General features: G+C 63.1%; 22 protein-coding genes and 2 tRNA genes. 13 read left to right on the top strand and 11 right to left on the bottom strand.

What is annotated here, in order from left to right:
- From ACWPWQ_RS10395 to ACWPWQ_RS10385, 3 genes are all read right to left on the bottom strand, one after another.
- Complete coding sequence (locus ACWPWQ_RS10395; RefSeq protein WP_454009722.1) at positions 1-702, bottom strand: DUF1499 domain-containing protein; 702 nt, start codon at positions 700-702, stop codon at positions 1-3.
- A gap of 192 nt (positions 703-894) precedes the next feature.
- Positions 895-1,173: a peptidylprolyl isomerase gene (locus tag ACWPWQ_RS10390; protein ID WP_042650241.1), complete on the bottom strand. Its 279-nt coding sequence runs from the start codon at positions 1,171-1,173 to the stop codon at positions 895-897.
- Between the two features lie 79 nt (positions 1,174-1,252).
- A complete protein-coding gene (locus ACWPWQ_RS10385; protein ID WP_139436421.1) occupies positions 1,253-1,627 on the bottom strand; it encodes a hypothetical protein in 375 nt (124 codons plus the stop codon).
- Positions 1,628-2,156: 529 nt separating this feature from the next.
- Between ACWPWQ_RS10385 and tamA the strand changes: the two genes are divergently transcribed.
- Positions 2,157-3,932, top strand: a complete 1,776-nt coding sequence (gene tamA, locus ACWPWQ_RS10380) for an autotransporter assembly complex protein TamA (protein WP_139436419.1) — start codon at positions 2,157-2,159, stop codon at positions 3,930-3,932.
- Positions 3,933-4,008: 76 nt separating this feature from the next.
- The gene (gene tamB / locus ACWPWQ_RS10375) at positions 4,009-7,779 is read left to right on the top strand and encodes an autotransporter assembly complex protein TamB (RefSeq protein WP_454009721.1); all 3,771 of its coding nucleotides are present in this window, start codon (positions 4,009-4,011) and stop codon (positions 7,777-7,779) included.
- 141 nt (positions 7,780-7,920) lie between these two features.
- Here the strand turns inward: tamB and ACWPWQ_RS10370 are convergent.
- Positions 7,921-8,005: transfer RNA gene (locus ACWPWQ_RS10370), tRNA-Tyr, on the bottom strand.
- Positions 8,006-8,035: 30 nt separating this feature from the next.
- Positions 8,036-8,120, bottom strand: a tRNA-Tyr gene (locus ACWPWQ_RS10365).
- Positions 8,121-8,246: 126 nt separating this feature from the next.
- On the opposite strand from ACWPWQ_RS10365, the gene ACWPWQ_RS10360 reads away from it, so the two are divergent.
- Positions 8,247-8,756 (top strand): VC2046/SO_2500 family protein, encoded by a 510-nt coding sequence (locus ACWPWQ_RS10360; RefSeq protein WP_454009720.1) that lies wholly within the window; start codon positions 8,247-8,249, stop codon positions 8,754-8,756.
- Positions 8,757-8,832: 76 nt separating this feature from the next.
- Here the strand turns inward: ACWPWQ_RS10360 and hpf are convergent, their stop codons facing one another.
- The gene (gene hpf, locus ACWPWQ_RS10355) at positions 8,833-9,171 is read right to left on the bottom strand and encodes a ribosome hibernation-promoting factor, HPF/YfiA family (RefSeq protein WP_005325604.1); all 339 of its coding nucleotides are present in this window, start codon (positions 9,169-9,171) and stop codon (positions 8,833-8,835) included.
- A gap of 390 nt (positions 9,172-9,561) precedes the next feature.
- Here hpf and ACWPWQ_RS10350 point away from each other — a divergent pair, with 390 nt between their 5' ends.
- From ACWPWQ_RS10350 to yciA, 5 genes are all read left to right on the top strand, one after another.
- Positions 9,562-12,078, top strand: coding sequence for a putative bifunctional diguanylate cyclase/phosphodiesterase (locus ACWPWQ_RS10350; protein WP_202046310.1), 2,517 nt, complete (start codon positions 9,562-9,564; stop codon positions 12,076-12,078).
- An 86-nt stretch (positions 12,079-12,164) separates the two neighbouring features.
- Complete coding sequence (locus ACWPWQ_RS10345; RefSeq protein ID WP_454009719.1) at positions 12,165-14,081, top strand: transglycosylase SLT domain-containing protein; 1,917 nt, start codon at positions 12,165-12,167, stop codon at positions 14,079-14,081.
- A gap of 177 nt (positions 14,082-14,258) precedes the next feature.
- Positions 14,259-15,257: a LacI family DNA-binding transcriptional regulator gene (locus ACWPWQ_RS10340; protein ID WP_041206143.1), complete on the top strand. Its 999-nt coding sequence runs from the start codon at positions 14,259-14,261 to the stop codon at positions 15,255-15,257.
- A 246-nt stretch (positions 15,258-15,503) separates the two neighbouring features.
- Positions 15,504-16,319 carry an NAD-dependent epimerase/dehydratase family protein gene (locus tag ACWPWQ_RS10335; protein ID WP_454009718.1) on the top strand — a complete coding sequence of 272 codons (816 nt, stop codon included), beginning with the start codon at positions 15,504-15,506 and terminating at the stop codon, positions 16,317-16,319.
- A gap of 142 nt (positions 16,320-16,461) precedes the next feature.
- The gene (gene yciA / locus ACWPWQ_RS10330; RefSeq protein WP_005325590.1) at positions 16,462-16,860 is read left to right on the top strand and encodes an acyl-CoA thioester hydrolase YciA; all 399 of its coding nucleotides are present in this window, start codon (positions 16,462-16,464) and stop codon (positions 16,858-16,860) included.
- A gap of 6 nt (positions 16,861-16,866) precedes the next feature.
- On the opposite strand, the gene ACWPWQ_RS10325 is transcribed toward yciA, so the two are convergent.
- Positions 16,867-17,091 carry a hypothetical protein gene (locus ACWPWQ_RS10325; RefSeq protein WP_025326386.1) on the bottom strand — a complete coding sequence of 75 codons (225 nt, stop codon included), beginning with the start codon at positions 17,089-17,091 and terminating at the stop codon, positions 16,867-16,869.
- A 111-nt stretch (positions 17,092-17,202) separates the two neighbouring features.
- Here ACWPWQ_RS10325 and ACWPWQ_RS10320 point away from each other — a divergent pair, with 111 nt between their 5' ends.
- Positions 17,203-18,048, top strand: coding sequence for an endonuclease/exonuclease/phosphatase family protein (locus ACWPWQ_RS10320; protein WP_454009717.1), 846 nt, complete (start codon positions 17,203-17,205; stop codon positions 18,046-18,048).
- Between the two features lie 97 nt (positions 18,049-18,145).
- Here the strand turns inward: ACWPWQ_RS10320 and ACWPWQ_RS10315 are convergent, their stop codons facing one another.
- A complete protein-coding gene (locus tag ACWPWQ_RS10315) occupies positions 18,146-19,396 on the bottom strand; it encodes a LysM peptidoglycan-binding domain-containing protein (RefSeq protein ID WP_241672826.1) in 1,251 nt (416 codons plus the stop codon).
- 54 nt (positions 19,397-19,450) lie between these two features.
- Between ACWPWQ_RS10315 and ACWPWQ_RS10310 the strand changes: the two genes are divergently transcribed.
- Complete coding sequence (locus ACWPWQ_RS10310) at positions 19,451-19,669, top strand: hypothetical protein (protein WP_241672827.1); 219 nt, start codon at positions 19,451-19,453, stop codon at positions 19,667-19,669.
- 87 nt (positions 19,670-19,756) lie between these two features.
- Here ACWPWQ_RS10310 and gloB read toward each other — a convergent pair whose 3' ends face one another.
- On the bottom strand, positions 19,757-20,521 hold the full coding sequence (gene gloB, locus ACWPWQ_RS10305; RefSeq protein ID WP_247626843.1) for a hydroxyacylglutathione hydrolase: 765 nt from the start codon (positions 20,519-20,521) through the stop codon (positions 19,757-19,759).
- 81 nt (positions 20,522-20,602) lie between these two features.
- Between gloB and ACWPWQ_RS10300 the strand changes: the two genes are divergently transcribed.
- Entirely contained in the window at positions 20,603-21,325 is a 723-nt protein-coding gene (locus ACWPWQ_RS10300; RefSeq protein WP_162519303.1) for a class I SAM-dependent methyltransferase, read from the top strand.
- Positions 21,326-21,384: 59 nt separating this feature from the next.
- On the opposite strand, the gene rnhA is transcribed toward ACWPWQ_RS10300, so the two are convergent.
- Positions 21,385-21,849 (bottom strand): ribonuclease HI, encoded by a 465-nt coding sequence (gene rnhA / locus ACWPWQ_RS10295; protein ID WP_025326391.1) that lies wholly within the window; start codon positions 21,847-21,849, stop codon positions 21,385-21,387.
- A gap of 52 nt (positions 21,850-21,901) precedes the next feature.
- Here rnhA and dnaQ point away from each other — a divergent pair, with 52 nt between their 5' ends.
- Both dnaQ and ACWPWQ_RS10285 read left to right on the top strand, forming a co-directional pair.
- Positions 21,902-22,636, top strand: coding sequence for a DNA polymerase III subunit epsilon (gene dnaQ, locus ACWPWQ_RS10290; protein WP_342057881.1), 735 nt, complete (start codon positions 21,902-21,904; stop codon positions 22,634-22,636).
- Positions 22,633-23,895, top strand: a complete 1,263-nt coding sequence (locus ACWPWQ_RS10285) for a TIGR03503 family protein (protein WP_454009716.1) — start codon at positions 22,633-22,635, stop codon at positions 23,893-23,895. Before dnaQ ends, ACWPWQ_RS10285 begins: the two co-directional genes overlap by 4 nt.
- A gap of 77 nt (positions 23,896-23,972) precedes the next feature.
- On the opposite strand, the gene ACWPWQ_RS10280 is transcribed toward ACWPWQ_RS10285, so the two are convergent.
- Positions 23,973-25,490: an HD domain-containing phosphohydrolase gene (locus tag ACWPWQ_RS10280; protein WP_454009715.1), complete on the bottom strand. Its 1,518-nt coding sequence runs from the start codon at positions 25,488-25,490 to the stop codon at positions 23,973-23,975.
- Positions 25,491-25,556: the final 66 nt, after the last annotated feature.

Below are 25,556 nucleotides of genomic sequence, written 5' to 3'. Positions count from 1 at the left end.
TTATTCCTCTTGTTCCATTTTCTGCATCTTGGGTTTGTAGGCGCCCCCCAGCCGCTCGTTGAGCCGGGTCAGGAAGTTCTGGATCCGTGCCCGGTTGACCCCCAGATCGCTGCGCCCCTGACGGGAGGCGGAGCGCATGTCGACCCGGGTCTCTTTCGGCCCGGCGAAGACTCGCAGCGCCACGTCATCCTCAAAGCCGAACCAGCCGGTGGTGACCACGGCATCGAGGCCGTCCGGGCTCGGGCGCACCCGCCAGCCGAGCTCCGTCATCAGCTCGTCCGCTTCGGCGATCACCTCGGCCGGGGAGGCTCGGGTATAGAGAGGACCGGGGTTGCCGGGGAAAACTTGCAAGGGGGGGGCATTGACGGGGAGATCCTCAGCCGTCCTCAGCTGCTCGGCCCACAGCAGACGGGGCGGATGATGGGGATCCGTGCTGACGTCGTTGGTGAGTGGCGAGCGCAGCGCCTGAATGACAAACAGCAGGGGCAGCAGCAGGGGGGCTATACCCCAGGCATCCGCCCACAGACAGGGGGAGCTGCGGTAGCGCCAGGGCAGGCGCAGCAGGAGCCAGAGGCTGATCAGGGCGCTCGCGAGGCAGAGGGCGAAACCGAGCCACCAGGGCCAGAGATGGGCCCGGCTGCCGAGGGCGCCCCCCAGGGGCAGCAACCAGGCCAGCAGGGGCCACCACAAATAGCTGTGCATATGCAGGATCCACTGGTTATGATGGAGCAATGCCCAGAAGGATAAACTTAATTATCTGATAACGTTAGTAAATTATCTTTATCTTGGCGCTTTTTGCCGCCCCGGGCGCGGGGGCTGCAGGGCGGTGGCCAGGAGTCGGCCGGGCAGGAAGCCGGCCGAGCCCTTGTCAGGGCTGGGGCGCGGGGAGGGCCCTCAGTTGCGGTAGAGCACCTTGATGAGGTGGAAGCCGAACTTGGTGCGCACCGGCCCCAGCACGGTCAGGAGTTCCCCCTTGAAGACGGCATCGTCAAAGGCCTTGACCATGTCCCCCTTGGAGAACTCCCCCAGATCGCCGCTGCGCTTGGCGGAGGCGCAGGTGGAGAAGCGCTTGGCCATCTGGCCGAAGTCGGCACCCTTGGCGAGTTTTTCCTTGATCTCGAGACACTCTTTCTCGGTCTTGACCAGGATGTGCTGAGCACAGGCTTTTTTCATCGGAACGCTCCTCGGCGAGGGTAAAGGGGGCGCAAGGGTACTCCAATTCGGCGCGCGCGTCAGCCCCGCCGGCGGCACATCAGCCGCGGGGATGGGTCGCCAGACGTGCCCTGGGGCGAGACTGCCAGAGGATCTCCAGCCCCAGCAGGGCGTAGAGGCTCCAGATGGCCAGGGGATTGAGCCAGTCGCCGCCGAGCTGCAGGGTGAGCAGGGCGCCGCCGACCAGCAGCAGGGCTATCCCGGGCAGGCGCCAGTGGACCGGCAGCGGTGCCAGCATGGCCAGCCCCAGCAGCAGGGCGAGACCGAAGGGCAGGTTGAGGGCGGTGAAGGCCAGGGCCTGCTGACCGTTCATGCCGGTCAACAGGGCCAGCAGGGCACTGCAACAGGCCAGGAAGGTGACGAATTCGAGTCGGTCGGCTATGTAGTCAGCCAGTTGTTCGCTACGTAAGTGCATGGGATCTCTCCTGCGATTTGATGACATCAGTGTGGGGCAGGGAAGGTGGCAGTGGCAGCGGGATAAATCGATTGGATTGAACGAAGCTTTAGTGCCACCTATTCAAGTTGTTGATTTAAACTTATTTTCCTGTTCAATAGCAGGATATGGCAATGGGGGCGCCAGACGGTGATGTCAAGCCTGTCAGGGGATCCTGGGTCTCAAGGTCCGGGGTAGTCCGACAGGGGTTGTCGCGTGGCGAGCGCAGCTGCGCCACGGGCGGCGACGGGAAGGCGCTGCCGGCATCGGGCCTGGGTGCCGTTTTTTTGTACGACCCTTGCCGGGAGAGTGCGCACTTTCCCCGCTGGTGGGCCGTTTTCCCTCTCAGTTCCCGGTGAACGCCGGCCCCGGAAGAGGATGCCAGCCCCGGGGGAGAGGGGGATTTCGCGACTGCGCTTATGCTAGGATGAGCCGCGCTCGCCTGGGGTGGGCCCCATTATCATTCTAAATCGAACAGTTTTTTACTTATGTTATTCGGGGAAATTGACGTTTGACAGGATGCCATCCTATTTTGCCTGCCGGGTTCACCTCACCCGGGCGAACCCGTCGCCCCGGGCTCGGCACCTTGCTGCTCGCCCTCTCTCTGTGGCTGCTGGTGACCCCCGCCATGGCGGCCAAGCTGACCTATCAGATCAAGGGCATCAAGGGGGAGCAGAAGGATAACGTCGAGGCCTATCTCAATGCCCTGCCGGTCTACCAGGAGCGCCAGTACCGTCCCGCCCGTGCCAAGATCACCGAGAGCGTGCAGAAAGCCCTGCAGGTCTATGGCTACTACCAGCCGAAGATCACCCTCGCTCGCGACAAGAAATCCCCCGCCAGGGTGGTGATCGAGATAGCGCGGGGGGAGCCAGTGCTCATCTCGCGCCTCGACATTCTGCTGGAAGGGGAGGCGGGCAGCGACGAGGTCTACAGCGAGCTGCTGGACAAGCTGCCCCTGAAGGAGGGGGATCCCCTCAACCACGGCAAGTACGAGTCCATCAAGGCGGATCTCGGCAGCCTGGGGCTGGCGCGGGGCTATTTTGACGCCAAGATCAGCAAGAGCCAGGTGAAGGTCTTCCCGGATCAGGGCAAGGCCGAGATCTATATCCTGTTCCGCTCCGGTCCCCGCTATCACTTCGGCGAGATCAATTACGATGCGACGCCGGAGGCCCTGCGCCTCATCCGGCCGCTCATCAACATCAAGAGTGGCGACCCCTATCTGGCGATCCGGCTGGCCGAGATGTCCCAGGATGTCTCCTCCACCAAGCTGTTCAAGCAGGTGGACATCAAGCCCATGATAAGCCAGGCCGAGGGCAATCGGGTGCCGGTGCAGGTGACCCTCTCGAACCGGGTCGACCACGAGATCGAAACCGGTATCGGCTATGCCACGGACGTGGGGCCGCGCCTGAGTGCCACCTGGGAGAAGCCCTGGGTCAACCGCTACGGCCACAGCCTCTCCAGCACCGCCAAGATCTCGGCCCCGGAGGCGGAGCTCAGTTTCGACTACCAGATCCCGGTCGGCAACCCGCTGCGGGACTACTACTCCCTGCAGGCCGGCTACCAGTACACCGACAACAACGATACCCGCTCCGATCTGGCCACCTTCGGCGTGCACCGCTGGAAGCGGCGGCCGGAGAGCTGGGACAGGGACGTCTTCATCCGGCTGGAGAACGAGCGCTACGTGCAGGGCAACGACGAGGGGAACAGTCTGCTGCTGATCCCCGGGGTCTCCTGGTCACGGTTGCGGGTGCGCGGCGGCCTGGTGCCGGAGTGGGGGGATCGTCAGCAGCTGACGACGGAATTCTCCAGCCCCTACTGGGGCTCGGACATCAACTTCATGCGGGTGTGGGGGCGCAGCAAGTGGCTGCGCACCCTGGGGGAGGATCACCGCTTCCTGATGCGGGTCGAGCAGGGGGCCATCATAGGGGATGACTTCTCCCTGGTGCCCCCTTCCCTGCGTTTCTTCACCGGCGGCGATCAGACCATACGTGGCTACGGCTATGAGACGGTCTCGCCGAAGGACGAGGATGGCAAGCTCACCGGCGGGCGCTACACCAGCGTGGGCAGCCTGGAGTACAACTACCGCTTCAGCGACAAGTGGCTCGGCGCCCTGTTCGTGGATGGCGGCACGGCCACCGTGGACTACAGCGAGGCCTGGAAGATAGGCACCGGGGTCGGGGTGCGCTGGGTGACGCCCATCGGCCAGGTCAGGCTGGATCTGGCGGTGGCCATCTCGGAGGAGGACAAGCCGTTGCGGCTGCATTTCGCGCTGGGGCCTGAATTATGATCTGGTTTGAACCCACTCATCCTCTCTCTTCTCTCTCCTGGCCGCTGCGGCTGCCTCTTTCTCGGGGGTCTGCGCTGTGATCTGGGTAAAGCGTATTTTCTTGTGGCTCATGGGGCTCGTCTTCCTGCTGCTCATCGGCGTCAGCCTGCTGGGCTTCACCCATCAGGGCAACAAGTGGCTGTGGCAGCAGGCCAAAGGGGCGCTGCCCTCCCTCAAGGGGGAGCTGGTGGCGGGCCAACTCGGCTATGGCTGGACCCTGGAAGGGGTCGGTTGGCAGGACGAGCTGGTGGACGTCACCGTCGAGCGGGCCGTGCTGGACTGGGATCTTGGCAAGCTGCTGCAGGGCAAGCTCTGGATAAAATCCCTGACGGTCACCCACCCTGTGGTGAAGGTCGCCGACGCTGAGCCTGTGCCGGAAGAGCCCACCGAGCCCTTCGTCTGGCGCCCGTTGCCACTGCGCATCCAGGTGGACAGCCTCAAGGTGACGGATCTGGACCTGGACGTGCCCGGTGTTGGGGTGACCCTCAAGGATCTGGAGATAGGCGCCACCCTGGATCGCAAGGGGCTCATAGTGCGCGGGCCCGTGCTCGATGGCCTGAACCTGACCCTGGCCGAGGCTCCTGCTGCCGACGAGGCGGCCAAGCCGGCCGCCAGCAAGACGGCCAAGGCGCAGGGCGCGACCAAGGCCGAGCCCAAGGAGACCGCGACCGCCAAGGCGAAGCCAGAGGCGGCCGCCCCCATCCTGCTGCCCGAGATCCGCCTGCCATTCCCCATCCAGCTGGAAGGCCTGGCGGCGACCCGGGTGCGCTATCAGCAGGGGGAGCTCGTCGAGGGGCTCGACAAGCTGCTGCTGTCGGCCAAGGCCCAGGATGAGCGCATCGAGGTGCGGGAGCTCTCCTTGCGCCACGCCATGGCGGATCTGGCGCTCAAGGGCCATGTCAGCCTGACCTCGGATTATCCCCTCGCCCTGACCCTGGATGCCAAGGCCCGCAAGGGGCTCAAGCAGTGGGAGCTCGACACCGAGCAGGCGAACCTGACCCTGGATGGCTCCGTGGGCAAGCTGGGGCTGGCGCTCAAGGCCAAGGGGCCGATCGCGGCCAACCTCAAGGGGACGCTGGCGACGCTGGATCCCGACTTGCCCTTCGATCTGGCGCTGGACTGGAAGAGCCTCGGCTGGCCGCTGCACAAACCGGCCAAGGATGAGCCGAGCTATCGGCTGGACAAGGGCAGCCTGAGCGCCAAGGGCAAGCTCTCTGGCTATCAGTTTGCACTCGACACCGCCGGCAAGGGCACGGACGTGCCCCCCTTCAAGCTGGCGCTCTCGGGCAAGGGGGATCTGGAGCAGCTGAGCCAGATAAAGCTGCTGCTGGGCGCCCTGAAGGGGGAGCTCAGACTCGATGGCAAGCTCGCCTGGCGCAAGGGCGTCCAGTGGCAGGGGACCACCGAATTCAAGGGGATCAACCCGGCCGAGCTGGTGCCCGAGATCAAGGGGACGCTGGCGGGCAAGATAGCGAGCCGCTTCGAGCTTGACGAGGCGGGCCACTGGCAGCTGGCCCTGCCGGAGCTCAAGGTGGACGGCAAGCTCAACCAGTATCCGCTGGCGCTCAAGGGCGCCCTCAGCGGCAACGACAAGATGGAGTGGACCATCCCGGCCCTGGCGCTGCAAAGCGGTCCCAACCAGTTGCAGGCCAAGGGGGCGCTCACCGCCCAGGCCTGGAAGCTGGATGCCCAGATAGATGCCCCCAAGCTCGGCGGCATCTACCCCGGCCTTGGGGGCGACCTCAAGGGACAGGTGCGCGTCACCGGCAACCAGCAGGCGCCGAGGGTGAATGCGGATCTGGTCTCGAGCCGCCTCTCCTATGCCGGAACCGTGCTGAAAGAGACTGTCATCAAGGGCAACGCCCTGGTGGGGGAGAAACCGGCTGGCGAGCTGGCCCTGACGGTGGCGAGCCTGGTGCAGGGGACGACGGCGCTCTCCAAGATAGCCCTGAACCTGAGTGGCGATCTCGACCGCCACGGGCTCACCTTGACCATGAAGGGGGATCCGGTGGCTGCGGACCTGCGTCTGAGTGGCAGCCTGCGCGGGGATCGCTGGCGCGGCACCCTCTCCGAGCTCAAGGTGAAGACCCCGCTCAAGCGCTGGTCCCTGACCGCCCCCTGGTCCCTGGATCTGGACTTGCCCAGACAACAGCTGACCATGGGGGACCTCTGCCTGGGCTCCCAGAAGGCCAGCCTCTGCGTCAAGGGCAGCCAGATCTCGGCCGCCCAGGGCAGCCTGGAGTTTGCCCTGAGCGAGTTCGACCTCAAGCGGCTGCGCCCCTGGTTGCCGGACAACTTCCGCTGGCAGGCGGTGCTGTCGGCGGACGGGCGCGCCAGCTGGCGCGGCAGCCAGCCGACCCTGCACGCCACAGTGCGCACCACGCCGGGTACATTGGTGGCCGACGAGATCAAGACCGAGTACCAGCGCCTCGAGCTCGGGGTCGATTTCGAACGCCAGCAGGCCGCCATCCGGCTCGATTTCGCCTCCAGACAGATAGGTAACATAGACACGGATCTGCTGATAAAGGAGCCCGCTGGCCGTGGCCAGCTGTCGGGTCAGCTCAAGTTTGACGACCTCAAGCTGGCGACCTTTGCCCCCCTCATCCCCGAGGTGCGCTCCCTGCAAGGCTTCATCTCGGCGGATGCCCGCTTCGATGGCACCCTGGCCGCGCCCCTGCTGTACGGTGAGCTGAACCTGCTGGAGGGGGAGGTGCAGACCCACTCCGACATGGTGACCCTCTCCAGGCTGGTGACCCGCCTCAAGATAGACGGCAACCGGGCCGAACTCGACGGATCCATGCTGGTGGGCAAGGGGCCGCTCGCGCTGGGGGGCTGGCTGAGCTGGGCCAGGCTGCCGGTGACCGGCAGCCTCACCATCAAGGGCAAGGATCTGGAAGCCCAGTACCCGGGCATGGGTCGGGTCAGGGTAACGCCTGACATCGCCATCTCCCTGGGGGAGGAGACCAGGGTCAGCGGTCAGGTGGACATCCCCTGGTCGCGCATCCTGGTCAAGACACTGCCGGAGAGTGCGGTGGCGGTCTCGGATGACGTGACCGTCATCTATGACGATCTGCCGCCGGTGCCCAAGGCGGAGCCCCTGCCGATGGAGATCAAGCTCGCCATCCGGCTCGGTGACGACGTCCGGCTGGAGGCCATGGGGCTCAAGACCAAGGTGACGGGGGCGCTCGGCATTCGCCAGGATCCTTCCAAGCCCATGTCGGGCAATGGTCAGCTGGAGCTGAAAGATGGACGCTTCAAGGCCTACGGCCAGAACCTCATCATCAAGGAGGGGCGGATCCTCTTCTCCGGCCCCATCGATCAGCCCTATCTCAACATAGAGACCTACCGGGACCCCGACACCATAGAGGACAACGTCACCGTCGGGGTCCGGGTGACGGGACCGGCGGCCAAGCCGAAGATCACCGTCTATTCCGAGCCGCAGATGGCGCAGTCCGAGCAGCTCTCCTACCTGCTGCGCGGCAAGGGGCTGCAGACCAGTGGCGAGGATGGCGGCTTCAACGGCCTGCTGGTGGCGGGGGCGGTGAGCCAGGCGAGTGGGGTGGTCTCCAGCATCGGGGAGTCGCTGGGCATGAGCGATGTGGCACTCGACACCGCAGGGAGCGGTGATGATACCCAGGTGACCCTGTCTGCCTACCTGCTGCCCGGCTTGCAGTTCCAGTACGGCGTCGGGGTGTTCAGCCCCATCGCCGAGTTCAAGCTGCGCTACGAGCTGATGCCCAGACTCTATCTGCAGGCCATGAGCGGGGTGGCCCAGGCGGTAGACATCTTCTATCGCTTCACCCTGTGAAGGGGATGAGCACGAAAACGGGAGGCCTTGGCCTCCCGTTTTTCATGGAGCATTCTGGCAGGGCAGGGCAGGGCAGGGCAGGGCAGGATTGGGATGCCCGAAAAAGCAAAAACCCGGCGCCAGGCCGGGTCTTCAGAAGAGTGGTGGAGGGAGAAGGATTCGAACCTTCGAAGGCAGAGCCGTCAGATTTACAGTCTGATCCCTTTGGCCGCTCGGGAACCCCTCCACGGGGCATGACCTGATTGTGGCACTTGAATGGTGGAGGGAGAAGGATTCGAACCTTCGAAGGCAGAGCCGTCAGATTTACAGTCTGATCCCTTTGGCCGCTCGGGAACCCCTCCCCAAGTGCGAGGCGCATACTAACAGATCTGTCGCGCTTGTGAACCCCTTGGCAGGGATTTTTAATGCTTAAAGGATTGGGTTGACGGCCGATAAGCAATGAAACCCTTATTTCCAAGATTTATCCCATGCTGCCCAGTGCCATTCGTGATCGATTGCTCGTCGATGAAGCCCAATTGGGCCAGCGGCTCAACCAGGATCTCCGTCAGGGAGACAGGGCCGACTTCCGGCTGCACCTGGCGCTGCTGACCGATGCGGTCGAGGAGCAACCCTGGTTTGGGGACGCGCCGGCGGCGCCGCAGCAAGAGCAGACATGGCGCACCCGTTTCGGTTTGATGCCCGAGGCCGCCTTGGCGGGCGAGCCGGGGGAATCCGGCGCCTGGGCACTCAACGAGCGCCTGCAGCAGGGGGGCTGCATGGCCGATGTGCGGCTCTGGCTGGCGCTGCGATCTCCCCCGCTGGTCAACCGGACACCGGCGCTGGATCCCGCCGTGTATGACAATCTGTCTGCTCTCGGGCGGGAACGCTGGCAGGGCAAGCTCGCCTCCGAGCCCAGGGGGGAGGATCCCTTGCTGATGCTGCCGTTGCTGGATGATTTGACGCGGGGGGTAGATGCTCGCTTGCGCTGGCTGGCCTGATGCCAGAGGCGCAGGGAGAAGATGCAAAAAGGCGGGATGACCCGCCTTTTTTGCGCAATGGATGGGATAACCGGGATTAGGCGTCGGCTTCGTCCACCTCGGGAACGTCCTTGCCTACGACCGCCGCGCGGCGGGCGAGGGGTTTCTCGATATGGCGATTGAGCTGGCGCTCCAGTTTCTGGCCCAGATCCGTGATGGCGGCATACAGATCCTCGTGCTCTGCCTGCGCAAACAACTTGCCGTTGGGAATGCCGGCGGTGGCTTCGACGATATACATCAAACGCTCTTTGGAGATGATCACATGGGGTGTGATAAGAGGCACCTGAAGACGCTCGAGCTTTTCAAAACGGGATTCAATGCGCTCGCGGATGGCTGGGGTAATGTCGATGATTTTACTGGTCATTTCGATTTTCATATTGGCCCCCTTCGGGTCGTCTTGCTTGTGTCTTCACCCTCAGATTACCCATGTGGTTGAATCAAAATGTGATGTACGTCACAAAATATCCCCTTGGTGATCCGGCAATCCCTAAATTGTGAGCTTTTCCCGTTTCATGCCAAAAACCGCTTGAGCTCAGCGAAACGGGCAGGCAGTATGCGCGAATAGGATCGTTTCTGTCCCCCCTTGGCAGCGCCTTGTGTCGACCCGATGTCTGGTTTTCACCGCTCAGTCTCGCATTTTCTCTACCCACATCGTTTATCGCATCGCAAAAGGATTGCCATGCGCCGGTGGAGATATGCGCACAAACGGATATGCTTTTCTGCATGTGTCGGGGTGGATAACGTGGTTGTAGTGTTGGAGTTGTAAATGAAGCAACAAGCCACCCAGATGATGTGGTTTTATGATCGGCAGCATGAGCAGTGGAGTCTGTCTGATCATCTCTCTTGCCAGCCCTGGCAAGGTGAGGGGGCTCATCCCTGGGCCAGCCAGCTGGCGCCAGAAGATGAATCCGGTTTCGCCGATTTTCTCGCAAGACTCCACCATTCGGGCCAGCCCGGCCAGTTCATCGGTCACCTCTGCGATGAGGCAGGCACAGTGCATCATGTGCTCTGGTACGGCCAGTATGTGCCGGCCCAGCAGCTCTGCTGCGGCTGGCTGGCGCCCCTGGAGATGGCTCACAACGCCGCCAGCCGCGCCGAACCGCCCGCCAGTCTGGCCCCGCCGCTTCCTCTGCTGCAAGCCCCCTTGCTGGCCCAGCTGGCGCAGGCGCTCTCCGCGAGGACTGGCCTCGATTTCTGCCATACCCTGGTCAACGAGCTGGCTCACATCCTGGGGGCCAACGCGGTCTGGCTGACGGAGCGGGTGGGCCTTGACCGGCTCAGGGTGCTGGCGAGCCACGGCATCGACTTCAAGGAGTACGCCCTGGCGGACATGCCCTGTCAGCAGCTCTATCGGGGCGCCGCCAGTGCGACCCCCATCAGCGAACCCCTGACCGGCTGCACCTGCCTGCCCCCTGGCCAGCACTACTATGCGCAGCCCCTGCTGGATCGCAGTGGCCAGATCCTGGGCCATCTCGCCCTACTGTTCCCGAACCAGACCCAGACCGCCGATCTGGGATCCGTGCTGACCATCTTCTCGGTGCGCATGGTGGCGGAGCTGGAGCGTCTGCAGAGCGACGCCCTGATGCGACTCTCTGCTGTGGCGTTCGAAACCCATGAAGGCATCATCATCACGGATCCTGACTTCAAGATCCTGCGGGTCAACTACGCCTTCAGCCAGATCACCGGCTTCGACAGCCAGGGGGTGATAGGCCTGCACCTTGGCAATGACCTCTGGTCCGGGCTCGGGGGGCTCGGCTATGAGCTCAACGCCCTGGATCGCTGGCAGGGAGAGACGTTGCGCCTGCACGCCGACGGCCATGTCTATCCCCAGTGGGAGATCGTCACGCCGGTGCAGGATGACAAGGGAGGCATCAGCCACTACGTCATCTTCTTCGAAGACATCTCCGAGCGTAAGGCGGCGGAGCGCCGCATCCAGGATCTCGCCTATTACGACGAGCTGACCGGTTTGCCCAATCGTCGCCAGCTCCACGAGACCCTGGCCCAGGCGTTCAGCGAGGCGAGCCGCGAGCACCTGATCGGCGCCCTGCTGTTCATCGATCTCGATCACTTCAAGACCATCAACGACTCCCTCGGCCATGCCACCGGCGACTGGCTGCTCAAGGAGGTGGCGAACCGCCTCAAGCGGCTGGTGCGGCAGGGGGATTGTCTGGCCCGGCTCGGCGGCGACGAGTTCGTGTTGCTGCTGCCCGGCCTCTCCATCAGCCCGCCCCAGGCGGAGATGCAGGCCGATCTCATCGCCGAGCGGCTCATCGGCGAGATTGCCGCCCCCTACAGTCACGGGGGCCAGGTGCTGCACATCGGGGCCAGCGTCGGCATCACGCTCTTCCCCGGAAGGGAGCAGGAGGCCGGGGATCTGCTCAAGCAGGCCGACACCGCCATGTACCAGGCCAAGTCGGCGGGCCGCAAGACCCGGCGTTTCTTCGATGCCTCCATGCAGTTGCAGGCGGACAGGCGTCTGCTCATTCACAACGAGCTGCGCAGCGCCCTCAACAATCAGGAGCTGACCCTTCACTATCAGCCCCAGCACATGGTCGAAGGGGGGGACATCATAGGGGTGGAGGCGCTGATCCGCTGGCAGCCGCCTGGCCGTGCCCTGGTCTCTCCCGCCGAGTTCATCCCCATCGCCGAGGAGACGGATCTCATCGTCGATATCGGCAATTGGGTGTTGCATGAGGCCTGTACCCAGTATGTCTCCTGGGAAGAGAACGGGATCCACGTGCCCCAGCTGTCGGTCAACGTCAGTGCCAAGCAGTTCCATGCCCACGATTTCGTCGATCGGATCCACGATGTGCTGGCCGCCACCGGCATGGATCCCTCCTGCCTGAACCTGGAGATCACCGAGTCCGTGGTGCTCGGTCATGCGGAGGACACCATCAGCAAGATGGCCGAGCTCAAGACCCTTGGCATCAGCTTCGCCATCGACGATTTCGGCGCCGGCTACTCCTCCCTGAGCTACCTCAAGCGGCTGCCCGCCGACGAGCTTAAGATCGACCGCTCCTTCATCCAGGACATCCCCAAGGATGGCGACAACATGGCCATAGTGGAGGCGGTGATCGCCATGGCCCGTCACATGGGATTCAACGTGACGGCCGAGGGGGTGGAGTCCCGCCAGCAGCTGGAGTTCCTGCAGGCACAGGGCTGCCATTTCTTCCAGGGCTATCTCGCCTCCAAGCCGCTGCCCGTGCCCTATCTGGAGCGCTACATCAGCCGCCTGAGCCGCCATGATCGCGCCGCCCCTGCCGACAAAAATAGTGTGGCGTAGCGCCCATCTTTAACGGGTAGAATGAAGGTATCTCACCACCGCCAGCGGGCGGTGGTTATGCCTCTTCTTTAGGGAGAATGCCTTTCGTGAAAGCCGTGCAGGGAATCATCTTTTCGGCGTTGTGTGTGCCAGGGCTAGTGGCACCCGTCTTTGCGCAAACCATGGAGCAGTCCCTCTATCGCGAGGGTTATGACGCCGTGCGTGCCAATGATCAGGAGCGTTTCCAGCAGATCCGCGCCCGTCTCAACCACTATCCGCTGCTGCCCTATCTGGATTACTACCAGTTGGCGTTCCGGCCCGGGGCGGCAGACTACGACGACGTGACCCGCTTCATCCGCCAGCACGGGGATACCCCCCAGTCCAACCGTCTGGAGCGCGCTTACCTCACCTACCTGGCCCAGAGCCAGCAGTGGTCCCAGTTCCTGCGCTTCTACCCGGCCAAGCCGAACTCTACCGATCTGCTCTGCATGCACTACCAGGCCCGCTATTACACCGGCCACAAGAGCGAGGCCCTGCAGGAAGCGGGCAAGCTCTGGCTGAGCGGCCAGTCCAGACCCGATGCCTGCGATCCCCTGTTCCAGCACTGGCAGCAGGCAGGCCTGCGCACCCAGGAGAAGATCTGGCAGCGGATGAACCTGGCCTTCGAGGCGCAGAACCCCAATCTCATCCGCCACCTCGGCGCCCAGCTGGGGGGCAGTCTGAAACCCTATGGGGATCAGATGATAGCCCTGTTTGATCAACCGGCCAGGGCGATGAACCCGGCCTCCTTCTCGACGGCGCCGCAGTCGAGGCAGCTGCTCTCCCTCGGGCTGGCACGCTATGCCAACGAGCAACCCGAGCCTGCCCTGCGCCAGCTGGGGGAGATGAAGCGCCGCTTCGGCCTGAACCAGGCCGAGGTTGCCCGGGTGGAGCGCGCCGCCGCCCGCCGCCTGCTGCTCGATCGCTCCCTCGCCCAGCGCAGCTGGCTGGATGCGACCCTGGTGCGGATGAAGGATGCCGAGCTGGTGGAGCTGCGGGCACGGCTCGCCATCTGGGAGCAGGATTGGCGCGGTCTAGAAGGCTGGGTCAAGCGGATGCCCATGGCACTGCAGAAGGAGGATCGCTGGCGCTACTGGCTGGCACGCTCACTGGAGGTGCAGGGTCGGCAAAAACCGGCGCGGGAGCTCTATCTCGAGACCGCCAATCTGCGCGGCTTCTATGGCTTCATGGCGGCGCAGCGCACCGGTGTGCCCTATCGCATCAAGAACCAGAGCGTGGGGCACAAGGTGCCGGACTGGCGCACCGCCAGCAGCCGCTGGCCTTTCCTGGTGCGGGTGCGCGAGTTGCTGGCGATGAACGAGATCACGGCGGCGCGCTCTGAGTGGATCCACAACATGGATCGCAACCCCGTGGCCCAGCGCCTGGAGTTCGGTCATATCGCCCTCAACCAGGGCTGGCACGAGCTGGCGATCCTCTCCAGCATCCGGGCCGAGGCCTGGGATGCGATCGACTTGCGCTTCCCCTTGCCCCTCAAGCGCACCTTCTCCCAGATGGCGCAGGAGCGCACCATGAACACCAGCCTGCTCTACGCCATCTCCCGTCAGGAGAGCGCCCTCTATCCGCTGGCGCAGTCGCCGGTCGGGGCGCGTGGCCTGATGCAGCTGATGCCGGCCACCGCGAGGGAGACCGCCAGCAAGCTGGGAGTACCTTATCGCAACGAGCAGCAGCTGTTCGATCCCGCCATGAACATCCGCCTAGGCAGCGCCTACCTCAAGCGGCTGCTGGACGTCTATGACGGCAACCGGATCCTGGCGGCGGCGGCCTATAATGCGGGCCCCGGCAGGGTCAAGCGCTGGCGGGATCAGAGCACCAACAAGCCGATGGATGTCTGGGTGGAGAGCATCCCCTATAGAGAGACGCGCAACTACGTCCAGAACGTGCTCTCCTTCGATCTCATCTACCAGCACAAGCTGCAGCAGCCCCTGCGTTTCATGTCGGAACGCGAGCTCAATCACGCCTATTGAGAACCGAGGCAGTCGCGTCGGCGACTGCCTCCCATTCTTGCCTCAGAATGGTTATTATCCCTTAAGCTTTGTTACAAAAGGAAACCTGTCAGGTGATCGGGCGCCGCGTCTTGGTCTGACTGGTTCGATATAATGCCCGATCAACACAGACAGGCTTCCCCAACAAAGGAATTGAGAGTGGCAACGATCAAAGACGTATCTCAGCTGGCGAATGTGTCCATTTCGACGGTGTCGCGAGTCATCAACAACACGGCGCAGGTGGCACCCGAGAAGCGCGAGGCCGTGCTCGCAGCCATGAAGGAGCTGAGTTTTCGTCCAAACAGCTTCGCCCAGGCCCTGGTAAGCAAGCGTTCCAACTGCATCGGTGTCCTGGTTGGGGATCTCTGTGGTGGCCCCTTCTTCGCCCAGATGATGCGTGGCATCGAGAGCATGGTCGACAAGGCGAACAAGTTCACCATAGTGGTCTCCGGCAACCACGACGCGGCCCGGGAGCGTCACGCCATCCAGGCGCTGCTGCAACGCCAGTGCGACGCCCTGATCCTGCACAGCAAGGCGCTGCCGGACGAAGAGCTGAGCGAGCTGGCGTCGGGGTCCACCCCCATCGTCTTCATCAATCGCCAGGTGCCGGGCTGCGAGGAGCGCTGCGTCTGGCTCGACAACCAGGCGGGCATCACCACGGCCTGTCAGCACCTGCTGGACGCGGGACACAGCCGGATCGCCTTCATCACCTCGGATGACGAGGAGTTCGTGGATGGCCAGCAGCGGATGGCCGGCTATCGCGTCGCCCTGCAACGGGCCGGCATCGAGCTGGATCCTGCCCTCATCGGTCGCGCCTTCGCCGACGAGAAGGGGGGCTATGTGGCCATGAGCGAGCTGCTGGAGCGCGGTGTTCCCTTCACGGCCGTGCTGGGCTTCAACGATGCCATGGTGGCGGGGGCCATCTCCTGCCTGCTGGAGCGGGGCTACAAGATACCGCAGCAGGTCTCGGTGGTCGGCTTCGACGACATACCCTATGCCCGTTACATCTATCCCAAGCTCACCACGGTGCGCTACCCCATCGAGGAGATGGGAGAGCGGGCCGCCGAGCTGGCCTTGCGCCTGCTGGATCACAAGCCGGTAGAGGGCCTGGCGCTCAAGTTTGAAGCTGAACTGGTGCGTCGGGAGTCCGTGGCCTGAGTCATGAAGTTGGCCCCAAGCGGGCCAGCTTTTTCATCAAACGGTGAAAGCGCTTTCAGAAATCCTTTTCAACTGTGATCCGCTTCAAAGCTTTTTGACCGCGCTGCCACTAGGATAGGCCCACGAATTAGGAGCGTGCGCTCCCGATTTTCCCGCTGTGGGAGGTAACCGGTTCATCCGGCTATTTCCTTCGTTACTTTCGACGGTCATCATGGATGGCCGTTTTTTTTTGCCGAGATTTTGCCAATGACGACCGAACACGAGTATCAGACGGGAATAGTGGGAGCAGGCTGGCTGGGGTTGCCGCTGGCCAGGGCGTTGCAGGGGCAGGGTCAGTCCGTCGCCGTGACGGTCAGTTCCCTCGAGAAGGCGACCCGGTTGCGTGACGGGGGCATCGCGGCCTGGCCGCTGCTGCTGGCCCCGGACATGGCGGGCCCGCTGCCGTTTCGCTGCCGCGATCTGGTGATCTGCGTGCCCCCCAGCAAGACCGAAGACTACCCGGCGTCGGTGGCACGGCTGTGCCAGCTGGCCAGGGCGGCCGGCGCTGGCAAGGTGCTCTTTGTCAGCGCGACCTCGGTGTGGGCGCCAGGGCAGGGGGAGGATGAGATCCCGAGTCCGGCCAGCGCCAGGGGTGAGCGGATGCGGGCGGCGGAACTGGCTGTCCAGGAGGGAGGCTTTTCCTGCGCCATGGTGCTGCGCCCGGCCGGTCTGTACGGTCCGGACAGACACCCCGGGCGCTTCCTCGCGGGCAAGACGCTGGCGGGGGGAGGGCAGGCGGTGAACCTGGTGCATCTGGACGATGTTGTGGCGGCCTGCCAGCTGATGCTGGCGGCGGGGCAGGAGGGGGACGCCTATAACCTGAGTGCCCCGGTCCACCCACGCCGGGAGCAGCTCTATCCCTTCGCGAGCCGTCTGCTCGGACTGGCGCCCCCGCAGTTCATCGAGCCGGCGGGGGACTTTTCCCCCATCGAGGGAGAGCGCATCTCCCAGCAACTGGGTTTCGTCTACCGCTGGCCGGATCCGGCCCACTGGTTTGCCGCGCAGGCGTCATTGCAAGGCTGAGTCAGGATGGGTTTCAACCTGGTCTTCTTTGCATGTGGTTAGGCACGGGAGCCCCGCGCGGCGCGGGTCGGCTCGGCAATTGAGGTTTGCCAAGGGCGGGATCGCCCCCTATCATGCCGCCATCCATATAGAGAGAGCGGTAATGATGGAAGAGACAAAGCGTCATCCCGATGGGGAGCTGTTGCTGAGAACCCTGGCGATGCCAGCCGATACCAACCCCAATGGCGATATCTTCGGGGGGTGGATCATGTCCCAGATGGATATAGGTGGGGGCATCATGGCCAAGGAGTTGGCAAAAGGACGCATCTGTACCGTCTCGGTGGAGGGCATGACCTTCCACAGTCCGGTCAAGGTGGGCGACGTGGTGTGTTGCTATGGTCGCTGCCTGAAGGTCGGGCGCAGCTCCATGCGCCTCAAGCTGGAGGTCTGGGTCAAGCCGGTGCTGCGGGAGAATGAGGCCCAGCGTTACTGCGTGACGGAAGGGGTCTTTACCTACGTGGCCATCGACGATCAGGGCAAATCCCGTCCCGTTCCGGTCTGAACCTGCTCAGATGAGCCGGGCGTTGATGATGGATATTTCCTGCTCAAGCCCGGTTTTTTGCCGTATCATGCGTTCCAGCATCTCTTCCGAGCCGACGCACTGATCCGTGTCGAACAGGCAGAGATCGCACTGGGGATCCCGTCTGATCTGATAGACGGTGGAAAGCTCCACTTGATGACAGGTTCCTTGTTGATCATAAAATGTCACGCGGTACTGGTGCTGTCTCGCCATTGCGGGATCCCTCATGGATGAGTCGGGCCGGACACGAATAATGAGACTAGTCGGCGTCCATGGCCTCTGTGAGGATCATGGCGCCTTGCAGAGGCAGGTGATTGTTAGCCAATGAAAAATAGTTATCGGATTCTGGGGACGTCCCTGCTGACGCTGGGACTGGTTGGCTGTTTCGAGGTGCCGGATCAGGATCACCTGGTCACGGCGGCGGGCATAGTGCCCGGCGTTGATTGCCAGAAGCCCCCCCTAGTGGCGCTGGCCTCCACTGCCTTGCCCCGCGAGTTTGGCATCACCGTCTGGAATCTCTACAAGGGGCAGCGCAAGAACTGGCGCGAAGGGCTGGATGAATATGCCAAGTCCCAGGATCTGGTGCTGCTGCAGGAGTCTGCGACCCGGCCCGAGATGCTGCAATGGCTGCGTGCCGGCGACTTCCAGTGGCAGCAGTTGCAGGCGTTCACCCAGGGCGGCGTCTCCTTCGGTGTCATGACGGTGGCCAAGACGCCGCAGGCCTTCGTCTGTGGCGTGCGCTCCCCCGAGCCGCTGCTGCGCATCCCCAAGTCCGGTCTGGTGAGCCTCTACCCCTTGCAGGGGGATCCTGACGGCGTGCTGGTGGTCAACCTGCATGCGGTCAACTTCGAGCTGGGGATGGCCACCTTCCGCGAGCAGATCAACGATCTGACCGCCTTGATCCATCGCCATCAGGGCCCTGTCATCCTGGGGGGAGACTTCAACACCTGGAGTGACAAGCGCGAGTTCTGGCTGAACAAGCTGGTCGGCGAGCTCGGCCTGCAGGAGGCCATCCCCGTGCCCGACTTGCGCCGTACTGCCTTTGGCCGTCCGCTGGATCACCTCTACTACCGCAACCTGGACCTGGTGGAGGTGAGCTCACCGGCCACCGATGCCTCGGATCACAATCCCATCATGGCGCGGTTCGCGGCCCAGGCCATCACTCCCTGAGTCTGACGCCCAACAAGGGGGATTGGCTTCGGCTGGTGTATGCAGATAAAAAAATACCCCGCACTCGCGGGGTATTTTTTTATTCGGTGAGAAGCGATCAGCTGTTGTTCTTCACGAACAGGGTCAGCTCCTGCCCCGGCTTGAGGTAGTCGCTCTTGCCGAGCTGGTTCCAGCGCATCACGTCGTTGACGGCGACCTGGAAGCGGGCGGCGATGGAGGAGAGGGAATCCCCGCGACGCACCTGATAGACCATGGATTTGTTGCTGCCCTTGCCCTGCTTGGGCCAGACCACCAGCTTCATGCCCGGTTTCAGGGCTGACTTGGCGCTCAGGCCGTTCCACTTGGCCAGATCGGCGTGGGTCACCCCGTGGGCCTGGCTGATGCTCCACAGATTGTCACCCGAACGCACCTGATACTGGATCTTGCTGCCACTGCGGCTCGCCAGCTGCTGCGGTTTGCTCTGAACGGCCTGGCTTGCGCGTCCCCCGTTGGGGATTATCAGGCTCTGGCCACGGCGCAGATTGTTGCCGCGCAGGTTGTTGGCCAGCTTGAGCTGCTGCACGCTCACCCCGTGGTTCTGGGCGATGCGGGAGAGGGTATCGCCGCTGGTGACCTGATAGGAGCGCACGCCACGGGTACGTTCACGCTGGGGCAGATCGGCCAGGGCCAGCTCCAGGGTGTCGGCGTACTCGATGGGTACCAACAGGTTGTAGGGGCCTCGCGGCGAGGTCATGCCACGCTTGAGTGCCGGATTGAGGGCCTTGAGCTGGGAAGCGGAGACGCCTGCCAGCTGGGCCGCCACGTTCAGATCGATCTGGCCACCTGTGTTGATGGTCCGCAGCTGCGGCTTGTTGGCCAGCACCGGCAGGGTGACATTGTATTTGTCCGCATTGCGGATCATGTCGGCCATGGCCAGGATCTTGGGTACATACATCCGGGTCTCACGTGGCAGGTCCAGCGACCAGTAATCGGTCGGCCGACCGGCCTTCTGATTGCGGATGATGGCGTTGCGTACCCGGCCTTCGCCGGCATTGTAAGCGGCCAGGGTCTGCAGCCAGTCGCCGTCGAAGAAACGGTTCAGATACTCCAGGTAGTCCAGTGCGGCATTGGTGGACGCCAATACATCGCGGCGGCCGTCATACCAGTTGTCGTGGCGCAGGCCGAAGTTCTTGCCGGTCGCAGGCACGAACTGCCAAAGACCCACCGCATTGCTGCGGGAGCGGGCATTGGGATCGAACATGCTCTCGATCATGGGGATGGTAATAAGCTCCATTGGCAGCTCACGCCGTTCGATTTCCTCTACCATCAGATACAGGTAGGGCTCAGCCCGGCTGGCAATGGTCGCCATATGCTTATCATTACGCAGTAACCAATCACGCTGCTGGCGGACACGAGCATTTTCGTGCGAGTCCAGCTGCATATCATCGCTGATACGCACCCACAGGTTATCCGTGTCATCCAGCTCTTCAATCTGTTCATCGCCGAACAGGAAGCGTGCCGAATGTTTTTTGTATGTTTTCTTGCTGACTTGGGGGGATTTGATCGGCTCGATTGCCGTTACCGCCCGGTCATCCTGATGGCTCAGGTTTTGACAGCCGCTGAGAAACAGCGCCGCCAATAAGGCCGTTCGTAGCTTCATCTCGCTCAGGTCATCTCTTGAAAAACAGCTCGCATCATAAGGGGCAATGGCCCCCTGATCAAGGTTTGTTCAAAAAACGTCCTTCCAGCCCCTCAGCACGGTGAAGGTATCCTCTGGATTTTCCAAGCATTTAAGGGCGTATTTCTCAGCAGAAAATTTCACTGAGTCCTCATTGCAGCGCAGAAAAACATTGAAATGCCGCTCATCCCCCAGGCGTGAGGGGAGGCTCGGCAGGCCCTGCTGACGCAGCTTGCTGATCACCCCGATCCGGCGCTGGATCGCCAGATTGTCCGGCTCGACCGCATGGGCGAAACGCAGGTTGGAGAGGGTGTATTCATGGGCACAATAGAGGAGGGTGTCATCGGGCAGGGCCGCGAGCCGCTGCAGGGATCCATACATCTGGGCTGGGCTGCCTTCGAACAGGCGGCCGCAGCCGGCACTGAAGAGGGTGTCGCCACAAAACAGCATGCCATGGCCGTGATAGGCGATGTGGCCCAAGGTATGGCCGGGGATGTGGAGGACATCCAGGCTCAGGCCGTGCCAGTTGATCTGATCCCCGTCATCGAGCCACTGGCCGTGGTGATCCGGCATGGGATCATGCTTGGGGCCATAGAGGCGGGCATGGGGGAAATGGTGGAGCAGATCCGTGACGCCGCCCACATGGTCGCGATGATGGTGGGTCAGCAGGATGGCATCGAGCTCAAGCCCTAGGGTCTCGAGCCGCTCCAGCACGGGGGCCGCCTCGCCAGGATCCACGACCAGGCAGTGATTTTCGTGTCGGATCAACCAGATGTAATTGTCGCTGAAGGCGGGAACTGTGATGACGGTATACATGGGTCGGCTTCTCTTTGTGTTCTCTTTGTGGAAGGGATCTTATATAACAAGATGGCATTCGCACCCCGGATTGGTCCCATTATGCAGCTGGCACGTACCGAACAACAGATCGCGATCCCGACCAGCTGGTCGGCACTGCCCATGGGGGACTGGGTGGCGGCCGAGCTTCAGGAGCGGCTCGACAACTGGTGTCCTCATCTGTTTGGCTACCATCTGCTGAAAATTGGCGCCCTGAGCGCCGAGCTCTCCTGCGGCAGCTCCACCATTCGCCACCAGCTAGGTGTCGCACCCGGCGGGCGCCTGCTGGATATCAAGGGGGATCCCCTTGCCTTGCCGATCCGCACCGCCAGCGTGGATGCCTGCCTGCTCGCCCACTGCCTCGACTTTTCACCGGATCCCCACCAGGTGCTGCGCGAGGCTGAGCGGGTGCTGACCGATGACGGCTGGCTCATCGTCAGCGGCTACAACCCCACCAGCCTGGTCGGCCTGGGTCATTACCTCCCCTTCATGCGACAACACCTGCCCTGGTCGGCACGCATGTTCACCCCGGCCCGGGTGACCGACTGGTTGCAACTGCTGGGGTGCGAGGTGATGTTTGACGAGCGCTTCGGTTTCTCCTTCATGGGGAAGCAGAGCCGGATCGGCTGGTGGCGGGAGAGCCTGGGGCGGGATTACTGCAGGGCCTTTGCCTCTGTCTATGTGATAGCCGCCCGCAAGCGGCGTTTCCCCGTCACCCCGGTGCGCCGTCGCTGGCGCCTGCCGGAGTCGATGGCGGCGCCTGGCATGGCGCGCCAGGGCTGGTGACGAGGATGCCACGACAGACCGCTGGCTGTTCCCTTCATTGATAGAGACGCTTCGGCATCTCAGGGCTGGTAGCCCGTGTCTTCGGCGAGCTGCTTGCCGCTGGCGGCATCCCGGGCCAGCACGTCGCAGCGTTCGTTCTCCGGGTGACCGGAGTGGCCCTTGACCCAGAGCCATTCGATCTGGTGGCGCGCCACTTCCGCGTCCAGCGCCTGCCAGAGATCGACGTTCTTGACCGGTTGGCGGTTGGATGTCATCCAGCCTTTCTTCTTCCAGCCGATGATCCACTGGGTGATGCCCTGGCGCACATACTGGCTGTCTGTGGTCAGGCGAACCTGGCAGGGTTCGTTCAGGGTGCGCAGCCCCATGATGGCGGCCATCAGCTCCATCCGGTTGTTGGTGGTCAGCCGATAGCCCCCTGCCAACTCCTTGCGGTGCTTGCCATAGACCATGACGGCGCCATAGCCGCCGGGGCCCGGATTGCCGAGGCAGGAACCATCCGTATACAAATCAATCTTTTTTAGCATGTGTCTTGGGGTAAACTAGCGAATAAAACCGAAGTTTGACATGGATTCGATCATGAGCACACCCCAACTGAATCGCCAGATCATTCTGGATACTGAAACCACAGGCATGAACACGGCAGGCGGCCCCGTCTACCTCGGGCACCGCATCGTCGAGATCGGCTGTGTGGAGGTGATCAACCGCAAACTGACCGGCAACCATTTCCATGTCTACATCAAGCCGGATCGGCTGGTGGACCCCGAGGCCATCGCCGTGCACGGCATCACCGATGCCTTCCTGGCGGACAAGCCCTCCTTCAGCCAGATAGCCGACGACTTCATCGCCTTCATCCGCGGTGCCGAGATCATCGCCCACAACGCGCCCTTTGACGTGAGCTTCATGGACTATGAGTTCAGCAAGCTCGGCCTCGACTTCAAGACGGCGGACATCTGCGGCATCACGGATACCCTGGCGATGGCGCGGGACCTTTTCCCCGGCAAGCGCAACAACCTGGATGTGCTGTGCGATCGCTACGGCATCGACAACTCCCACCGTACCCTGCACGGGGCCTTGCTCGATGCGGAGATCCTGGCGGACGTCTACCTGCTGATGACGGGTGGCCAGACCAAGCTCAATCTGGCCAGCGAGAGCAACGAGAATGACAGCAACCAGGACACCGGGATCCGCCGGCTGGAGAGCAACCGCGCGCCCCTCAAGGTGGTGCGCGCCAGCGACGAGGTGGTCGCCGCCCATGAGGCCAGGCTGGATCTGGTTCAGAAGAAAGGGGGAGCCTGCCTGTGGCGGCAATGAGTTCGCTCTGGGGGGGCGTGCTGCTGCTGACCTCCCTCTCCGGCATGGCCAACGAGGTGTTTGCCCCCTCCGACATTCCGCTGCTCGACAACCGCTTTCGCATCGATTACGGGGTCAAGGAGATCACCTTCATCATCAAGCGCAAGCCGGGCACGCCGTCGGTGATCCTGGTGCGGCCGGATGGCAGCAAGCTCTATGTGGGCAAGGTCACGCCGCCGGATGTGGGCTGGCTGACGCAGCAGGATCAGGATCTCATCACGGTGCGCAACCCCATGCCGGGTCCCTGGCAGGCCATCGGCGAGGTGGACCCCGACAACAGGGTGCGCCTGCTCACCGATATCCGGCTCGAGAGCGAGCCGTTGCCGACCCGCCTCTATCAGGGGGAGCGGGTCAAGCTGCAAGCCAGGCTGCTGATCGACGGGGCAGCGCCGGGGGCGGACTACTACCTCTCCGATCTCGGCATGACGGTGAAGCTGCAGCAGTTCAACGATGCGGCCCAGAGCGGGGAACCCATCGTCGAGGAGACCCTCGGGCACTATCTGGATGATGGCAAGGGGCTCGACGAGGTGCCCGGGGATGGCGTCCTGACCGCCGAGGCGGTGCTGGACGTACCGGCAGGCAAGTATCGCGCCCTCTACAGCACCGGTAATCAGGTGTTCTCCCGTGCCGAGTCCCAGCAGGTGCTGCTCTTCCCCTGGCCGCTGAGCTACACCCTGGATGCCCCTTCCGGCGATACCGGGGCCAGGCTCTCCTTGCTCATCGATGCCGACGAGCTGGATCCGGCCTCAGTGGTGATCCAGGGCAAGGCCATCGACAGCGCAGGGGTCAGCATGGCCTTCAATGCGGTGGCAACCGAGCCCCGCCTTGGCGTCGATCTCTCCGCCCTCAAGGCGGCAGGCCAGTACAGGGTGGAGGCGACCCTGTTTGGCACCACCCGACTCGGCCGCGAGGTGCAACTGCAGCTGCCGGTCAAGTCGTTCACCATCATGCCGCCACCGGCGCCCACTCCTTCAGCGGCGTCTCCCACCTCGGCGGCGGTACCGGCCCAGGCCAGGTTTGAGGAGCGGGAGAGCCCGGTCTGGTTGCCCTGGGCCCTGGGAGGTGGCGGCCTGCTGCTGCTCCTGCTGGGGGCGGGTGGCTTCATACTGCTGCAAAAGCGCCGCACCCTGCACAAGGCGATGGCGGCCCAGAAGGCACAAAGCGAGGCCGCGACCCCGGCGGCGGAGCCCAAGCTGGATCTCAATCTGCCGGAGCAGTAGCCACGCTCAACGCAAAGAAGCCGCCCTGTGGGCGGCTTCTGCATGATGGCGAGGTGGCTGCTCGCTGGATCCCTGTTTCAGTGGGCGCCGATATAGACGTCCTTGTACTGTTCGCGGATCTCGAGGAACTTCTCGAGGTTGGTCAGCATCAGGTCCACCAGCAGGGGATCGAAGTGCTCTCCCTTCTCTGCCCTGATCAGCGCCAGCACCTCATCAAGTGGCCAGGCCTGCTTGTAGCAGCGATCCGACCCCAGGGCATCGAACACGTCCGCCAGCGCGACTATGCGCCCCTCCAGCGGGATGGCCTCTCCCTTTAGCCCGCGGGGGTAGCCGCTGCCGTTCCACTTCTCGTGATGGTTCCCGGCTATGGTGGCCCCTATCTGGAACAGCGCGAGATCGCTGCCGGAGAGCATGTCTTGCCCCAGCTGGGCGTGGGTCTTCATGATCTCCCACTCATCCGGGGTGAGTTTGCCCGGCTTGTGCAGGATGGCATCCGGGATCCCCACCTTGCCGATGTCGTGCAGGGGAGAGGCGCGCTTGATGAGCTCGCACCTGTCTTCGTTCATGCCCAGCAGCTGGCAGAACAGCTCGGTGTAGAGCGCCACCCGCTTGACGTGCAGGCCGGACTCCTTGGAGCGGCTCTCCACCAGCTCGCCGATGCGGTAGATGATCTCGCGCTGGTTGTCGCCGATGACCTCGTTGAGCCGGATGTTCTCCAGCGCCACTATGATGTTCTCGGTGAACAGGCTGAGCAGGCCGGTATCCATCTGGCTGAGGGGACGGGTGGTCTCGATGTGGAACAGCAGGTGGTGACGGGGGTTCTGGCAGTAGAGCACCAGCTGGTTGCCGTCGTAGACGTTGGCGCCCTTGTCCATGGCGCAGCGCAGTATGGCCGGCGCTTCACTGAGGCGCAGGGCCGGGCCGTCGCTGAGCAGGGGCTCCAGCACCTGATCCCGCACCTCGTAGGCCAGATGCTTCACATCATAGATCTGGGACTCTTCCAGGTTGAGCAGGGCGCTGAGCTGGGTCTGGGCCCCTTCGACGAACTGCCGCAGTGCCCGCTGCTCGAAGATCCCCTTGGAGGCCTCGATGACCTTCTCCAGCCCCTGGCGATTGCTCTCCAGGGTGCGAATGTCCCGGTAGGAGCGCAGGCTGGCGCGCAGCAGGGTGCGCAGCTTCTGGGAGGTGAGTTCTGTCTTGTCCTTGTAGTCGTTGATGTCGTAGTTGGTGACGACGTCATCTTCCGGCGCCTGACCGGGTTGGCCGGTGCGCAGCACTATGCGCACCATCTTGTTTTGCAGCTCGTCGCGCACGAACTTGACCACCTCCAGACCGGCGTGATCCGCTTCCATGACCACATCGAGCAGCAGCAGGGCGACATCCGGGGTGGTGGCGAGCAGGGACTTGGCCTCGGCGGCCGAATAGGCGTGCAGAAAATCGATGGGCTTGCCGTCGAACTCAAACTTGCTCAGGGTAATCTTGGTGATGCGATGCACCTCGGGCTCATCGTCCACTATCATCACCTTCCAGCCGGCGGGTCGCGGTGCTGTCTGGGGCAGCTCTTCATCGTCAATAATCAGGATTTGATCATCCATTACGCAATCCTGTTTGTGATCCTGTGCTTACCTTAACCGCTTCATTCAAGATAGGAAACGGATTGA

The organism is Aeromonas sp. Marseille-Q7275, from assembly GCF_965119515.1.
Note: the sequence above shows the minus strand (reverse complement) of the source record. Positions and strands in the feature narration are given on the sequence as shown.